Annotated in this window: 6 protein-coding genes; 2 read left to right on the forward strand and 4 right to left on the reverse strand. The window is 51.4% G+C overall.

The annotated features are described in order from the left end of the window. Positions 1–42: 42 nt before the first annotated feature. A complete protein-coding gene (locus tag ABD892_RS11975; RefSeq protein WP_345195925.1) occupies positions 43–831 on the reverse strand; it encodes an MFS transporter in 789 nt (262 codons plus the stop codon). Positions 832–1,217: 386 nt separating this feature from the next. On the opposite strand from ABD892_RS11975, the gene ABD892_RS11980 reads away from it, so the two are divergent. Further along, a complete protein-coding gene (locus ABD892_RS11980; protein WP_345195927.1) occupies positions 1,218–2,558 on the forward strand; it encodes an FAD-dependent oxidoreductase in 1,341 nt (446 codons plus the stop codon). Positions 2,559–2,604: 46 nt separating this feature from the next. On the opposite strand, the gene ABD892_RS11985 is transcribed toward ABD892_RS11980, so the two are convergent. Further along, a complete protein-coding gene (locus ABD892_RS11985) occupies positions 2,605–3,102 on the reverse strand; it encodes a rhodanese-like domain-containing protein (RefSeq protein WP_345195928.1) in 498 nt (165 codons plus the stop codon). A gap of 114 nt (positions 3,103–3,216) precedes the next feature. Further along, positions 3,217–3,510 (reverse strand): PA4642 family protein, encoded by a 294-nt coding sequence (locus ABD892_RS11990; RefSeq protein ID WP_345195930.1) that lies wholly within the window; start codon positions 3,508–3,510, stop codon positions 3,217–3,219. 137 nt (positions 3,511–3,647) lie between these two features. On the opposite strand from ABD892_RS11990, the gene ABD892_RS11995 reads away from it, so the two are divergent. Then, entirely contained in the window at positions 3,648–4,946 is a 1,299-nt protein-coding gene (locus ABD892_RS11995; RefSeq protein WP_345195931.1) for an amino acid permease, read from the forward strand. A gap of 62 nt (positions 4,947–5,008) precedes the next feature. Here the strand turns inward: ABD892_RS11995 and ABD892_RS12000 are convergent, their stop codons facing one another. Then, on the reverse strand, positions 5,009–5,566 hold the full coding sequence (locus tag ABD892_RS12000) for a hypoxanthine-guanine phosphoribosyltransferase (protein WP_345195934.1): 558 nt from the start codon (positions 5,564–5,566) through the stop codon (positions 5,009–5,011). Positions 5,567–5,793 lie beyond the last annotated feature (227 nt).

The following is a 5,793-nucleotide window of genomic DNA, read 5'->3' on the forward strand; positions in this document are numbered from 1 at the left end:
CAGAATCAGTGTTCAAGACTTACCAGAATGGGTGTTCAAGAGTTACCAGAATCGGTGTTCAAGTTGTGCCAGAATACGCACCAGCAGGGTGTGGCGCTGATGCCAGGCCGAGTGCTCTCTGAAATTGTGTTCTCTCGCATCAGGTTTGCGCTCGCGTTCTTTCTGAAAGATGTCGGGGAGGTGTTGTCTTGCTGTCAGAAAGGCGATTCCGGCCAGGCATGTCGCTAACAGCAGGTAGGGCTCGATAACGGTTTCTGCGAGTGACAGGCGATCGCTTATCACGAGTTGAGTCTCATGGGTAACAGGTGGATAGGAAAGAATGGCGGGTCCTGACAGCCAGGGCGCGAGGGTCATGCCAACGGCAAAAAAACCATGAAGTATCATCAGGCGACGATGAATGGTTCGGCTGTCTCCCAGTGCTGACGCATAGGGGTTGCTGACGACCAGTAAAAAGCATACACCGGCAGCAATGACGAGCAGGGCCAGCAGAAACAACGGATAACAGCGTGTCCAGGCGGCGGGCAGGAAAAGCAAGCAACCGGCCGAAGTCAGGCAATAGCCAGTGGTCATGCCGAACTGGTAGGAGGTCTTGCGGATCACGAGGCTGGCCGGCGTTGAAAGCAGCAAAAAGGCGGAAAACCAGATCAGCTGGATCAGGAGTGCGCCCTGATAGCTCAGGCTGAAGACCTCCTTGAGGTGGGGAATCAGTACATCGTTCAACGAGGTTAATACCCCCATACATGTGAATAGCAGGGCAATGGCCAATAGCGCTGCCGCTTGAGAGGGGGTTGGGGGTTGGTTCCTGGTATTTGGGTGTTTGCCTTTTGTCATCGTTATCTGCTCCTTGTCGCCAGAGGCTTGGAGTCAGTGTTTCGTGAGATTGTTCCACTGGCTGGCAATAAATTGCTCTGCAGTCGCGGAGGCGGCTTGGATATGCACTATCGTTTAGATTGTGAGCCCTGTCGGGTGTCGGATTTAGGGTTTAGATAGGCGTTATTCTCCGGTTTTTCGCGCATTTTTAATGATAAATACATATATCTGTTGCGCTCTTAAGACCAAAAACGCATGTATTCATATATAATGTGCTCCGACAAAGCCTCCATGGACAGGCGAAGGCTCAAGAACAAGGGATAAGAAGATAGTGGTCGCTAACAAGAATGATTGCTTGCTCCCATCGGGGGGCTGATGAACAGGATTTGTGTCAGAGAGCAGCAACTATGACAGTAAAGAGTTACGATGTACTGATCGTCGGTGGTGGTGTCTCGGGAACTGCCCTTCTGTATGAGCTGGCCCGTTATACGGATCTCGGTCGCATAGGTCTGGTGGAAAAATACAGTGATTTTGCCACCGTCAACTCCAAGGGCACCAATAACAGCCAAACCATCCATTGTGGTGATATAGAAACCAATTACACCCTGGAAAAGGCCGTCAAGGTCAAGCGCACGGCCAGCATGCTGGTGAATTTTGCCAAGGCGCTGCCAGCGGAAGAGCGTGACGGCATTATTTTCAAATACCCGAAAATGGTGCTGGGGGTTGGTGAGAAGGAAAGCCAGTTTATTCGTGACCGTTTCAAGGTTTTCCGCGAGCACTACCCTGAAATGCAGCTGCTGGATAAAGAGGGTATTGCTGAAATAGAGCCTGCAGTCGCCAAGGTTGGCGATGAATACCGGCCCGAAGAGCTGGCGGCGATTGCTATCACAGATGAGTATACCGCGGTCGATTACAAGGCGCTCTCGGTGGCTTTTGTGAAAAAGGCCAAAGAGGTTGAGGGTAAGACGATCGATGTCCACCTGAATACCCAGGTGCAAAACATAGAGAAGTCCGGTGACTTGCATCGTGTTGTGACGGATAACGGTGTCTATGAAGCCAAATTTGTTGTGGTGTGTGCGGGCGGACACAGTCTCCTGCTGGCCCAGCAGATGGGTTATGGTCTTAACTTCTCCTGCTTACCGATGGCAGGTAGCTTCTATTTCACACCGCGGGTGTTGAACGGCAAGGTATATACCGTTCAGAACGATAAACTACCGTTTGCTGCAATTCACGGTGATCCCGATGTGCTGGTGGAAGGAAAAACCCGCTTTGGGCCGACAGCGCTGATCCTGCCCATGCTGGAGCGCTATAATCCCCGGACCATTCCTGAGTTCTTCAAGGTGCTCAAGCTGGATGGTGCGGTGTTCAAGGTGTTCTGGGATCTGTTCAAGGTGAAGGATATCCGGAACTATATTTTCAAGAATTTCCTGTTTGAGATTCCCTGGGTGCGCAGACGCCTTTTCCTTAAAGACGCGAGGAAAATTGTGCCTTCGCTGCAGCTGAGCGATGTGACATTTGCATCCGGTTTTGGAGGGATTCGCCCTCAGTTGATCGATAAAACCAATAAGGAGCTGATGCTGGGTGAAGCCCGGATTAATCCAGGCACCGGCATTATCTTTAACATGACGCCCTCACCGGGTGGTACCAGCTGTCTGGGTAACGCGGAAAATGACCTGCGTGAAATTGTGCGTCATCTAGGCTGTCAGTTTGATGAAGCGGCGTTTAATGCTGACATGCATAATGAATAAGTGATTATCTGCTGATGTTAAGGGGCCGCTAATGCGGCCTCTTTTGTTATTGGAGTGTTTTGCTGTTCATGGCAATCACTTCCCCGCCTTCCAGCTTCCATCCTCTCAGGCCTGCGCTGAAATGGCGAATATTCTGAAAGCCTTCCGCAGCTGCCCAGTCGGCGGCGCTATGCCAGGCAATGCAATGGGAACCACCGCAATAGACTACGACAGTCATATTTTTCGGGTATTTAAGGTGGGTTCTCAGATTGGCTTTGTCATTAAATGAGATGGCGCCGGGAATATGTCCGCTGGCATAGGTTTCTGGACGGTTGGCATCAACCAGTAACACTTTGCCTGTGGGGAGCAGCTGTCGCAGTTCCTGGTAAGTTATGTCCGGATATTGTTGTTGATACTTGGCCAGCGAGGCTATGGTCTGGTTTTCGCTCTTAGCACAGGGGCTATTGCTATCGGTTGCTGCTCCTTCGCAGGCAAATAGATGAGTGTTGATAAGCAGGCTTAAGCAACCTAATAGTAAGGCGTGTTTGATGGATCGATACGGCATGGTTTGAAGAATACACTGTCGAAAAGATGAGATGACAGTATAGGTGTTCCGGGGGAGTCTGCCGGGTTATGCGTGGGGCGAGCCCTGCTGGCAGGGCGTTCCGTAGTCTTCTTGTCAGGAGCTGCTAAGCGTCTGCAGGGCTTTCAGGTAATCGGCGGATTGCTTATGCTGGCTGACCAGGTCGGCGATGGTGCCTTGGTCTGGGCCGGGGGCTTGAAGGTTTTTGCCTTCTTCCACAAAAAAGTGGAGGAAGCGTGCGAAATTCTCCGCTGTCAAAGCACGGTAAGCCCGCAAAAGGATGTGGTAATCCGGATGGGTGTGGTCGGCAGGCTCAAGTGTCAGAAAGGTTTTCAGCTGCTCATTGCTCAGTGTTTCACCGATGACTTTTTGTTTGTCTTTTTTGTTCATGGGTTATGACTGCCATTGGTTGTGGTATTTATGGTGATCGATTGTAGGGTGAAGGAAAAAAACTGCAACCGCGCATATAAACAGAAAAAATCGTCGTGGAAACCGTTTCAAGACAGTTGTGTGGCTATACTGGACGCATGTCTGCACAAGATACCCCCTCATCTAGCACCACTTGCTCTGTTTCGTCAGAGAGTGATGTGCTGCGCTGGTCTGGCCGGGATACCGGCTGGTTGTCCAATTTATTCGGTACGGCAGTAGGGGCGGGCGTGTTGTATTTGCCCATCAATGCCGGGCGTGTCGGGTTTATTCCTCTGGTGATTATTGCGCTGCTGGCGGGGCCGATGATCTGGTTTGCCCACCGGAATCTGACGAGATTCTGTCTGTCGGCTGAACGTCCCGATGCAGATATTACCGCGACCATGACCGACCGTTTTGGTCAGCAGGCGGGCAGTTTGTTAACGCTGGCCTACTTTCTCAGCATTTATCCCATACTGCTGTTGTATGCCATAGGGTTAACCAATGTCACGGAGCAATTCTTCCGGTATCAGCTGGAGTGGTCGGTGCCCCATCGCAGTGTGATCAGTTTTATTTTGCTTGCCGTGCTGGTCATGGTTATCAGTAAGGGGGAGCGCTGGGTGTTATCGGCGGTGGAATCGCTGGTGATGCCGCTGGTGGTTATTCTTATCGGTATTTCGCTGTATTTGATTCCCCAGTGGCATCTGGATCATCTCTTTTTGATGCCGGCACCTACTGAGCTGGCCATGTCTGCATTTGTCATTATTCCCATGCTGATTTTTTCCTTTAATCACTCGCCGGCCTGTTCGGCTTTTGCGCAGGCTTATCGCATGGTGTGTCGTGATACGGCGTTATGTGCCCGAAAGACAGATCGGATTCTGGCGGTGAATGCCGGTTCACTCCTGCTTGTTGTGATGTTGTTTGTGTTTTCCTGTGTGCTGTCATTGACCCCCGCTGAAATACAGGTTGCCTTGCAGGAAAATGTGCCTGTATTGAGTGTGTTTGCCAGCCGTGAAGGGGCAGGTTTTTTTGCGTTGATTGCTTCAGTGATTGCGTTTCTGGCGATTACCAGCTCGTTTTTTGGTGTTTACATGGGGTCAATTGAGGGGGTTGGCGGTTTGTTTACGTTGCTGGCCAAACGGGTCACATCGATTCCTGTGCATAGTGATGCCAGTACGCGGATTGCCAAGGTGCTCATATTTCTGAGCTGTTGGTTGGCTGCATGCCTCAATCTCAGTGTGATTGGTGTGATCGAAGGGTTATTGGCACCGCTGCTGGCGGTGATTCTGTTTTTTATGCCGGTATACGGTTACTACACGATTCCGGAATTGAAGCACTATCGTAACCCGGTGTTTGATGTGTTTACGATAGCATCGGGTGTGATAGCAATTAGTGGTTTTATTGTGTCGAAATGGTTTTAGTGATCTGACAATCCGACATAAAAAAGCCTGCATCAGCAGGCTTTTTTATTAGCGGGCGAGAGTTATGCGCCCTTGAGTGCAAAGATGCCCGGCGCATTACGCCAGTAGCCCTGATAATCCATGCCATAGCCGAACAGATAGCGGTCTTCTACATCCAGCCCGGTGAAGTCGCTCTTCATATTTTCACGCGCCTTGCGGTCATGCAGCTTGTCAACCAGAACGGCTGTCAGAACTTGCTCAACACCCTGAGCCTTGCAGAAGTCAACGATGGCGGCGAGGGTGTGGCCCTCGTCCAGGATGTCGTCAACAATCAACACGGTTCGGCCTTTCATATCCTGAGCAGGAGGGACTTTCCAGTCCAGTTCGCCACCGCTGGTGGTGTTGCGGTACCGGGTCGCGTGCAGGTAAGACGATTCCAGCGGGAAGTTCAGGCGGGTCAGCAGTTTCCCGGCGAACACCAGGCCGCCATTCATGACGGTGTAAACCAGTGGGTTGGTGCTGGCCAGTACCTCGGTGATCTCGGCGGCAACGCGATCAATCGCGGCTTCCACCTGGGCTTCCGGGAACAGGCAGTCTGCTTCAGCATAGACCGTTTGAATGTGATCCAGGTCGACGGACATGGGGAAAAGAACCTCTATACCGTGTATCAGGCGGCAGCCGCCGCAGGAAAACAGGGAACGATACCGTTGAAGGTTCGGTCGTGCAACTGTGGCAAAGGCATATCCTGACACGCAAAAAGTACGAAAACCACGACATTCCCTATGGATCCTTAAATCCCGCTTAACCTTGGGAATGTGAGCAAGCTGGCCGTACTTTTGGCAACAGAGTACAGTTTTTGCACAAAACG

It is taken from the genome of Kistimonas scapharcae, assembly GCF_039540975.1.
Taxonomy (GTDB): domain Bacteria; phylum Pseudomonadota; class Gammaproteobacteria; order Pseudomonadales; family Endozoicomonadaceae; genus Kistimonas; species Kistimonas scapharcae.

What these genes read in the sequence shown, in the direction of transcription:
- ABD892_RS11975 (WP_345195925.1), bottom strand. Translation starts at nt 831, where the DNA reads ATGACAAAAGGCAAACACCCAAATACCAGGAACCAACCCCCAACCCCC.
- ABD892_RS11980 (WP_345195927.1), top strand. Translation starts at nt 1,218, where the DNA reads ATGACAGTAAAGAGTTACGATGTACTGATCGTCGGTGGTGGTGTCTCG.
- ABD892_RS11985 (WP_345195928.1), bottom strand. Translation starts at nt 3,102, where the DNA reads ATGCCGTATCGATCCATCAAACACGCCTTACTATTAGGTTGCTTAAGC.
- ABD892_RS11990 (WP_345195930.1), bottom strand. Translation starts at nt 3,510, where the DNA reads ATGAACAAAAAAGACAAACAAAAAGTCATCGGTGAAACACTGAGCAAT.
- ABD892_RS11995 (WP_345195931.1), top strand. Translation starts at nt 3,648, where the DNA reads ATGTCTGCACAAGATACCCCCTCATCTAGCACCACTTGCTCTGTTTCG.
- ABD892_RS12000 (WP_345195934.1), bottom strand. Translation starts at nt 5,566, where the DNA reads ATGTCCGTCGACCTGGATCACATTCAAACGGTCTATGCTGAAGCAGAC.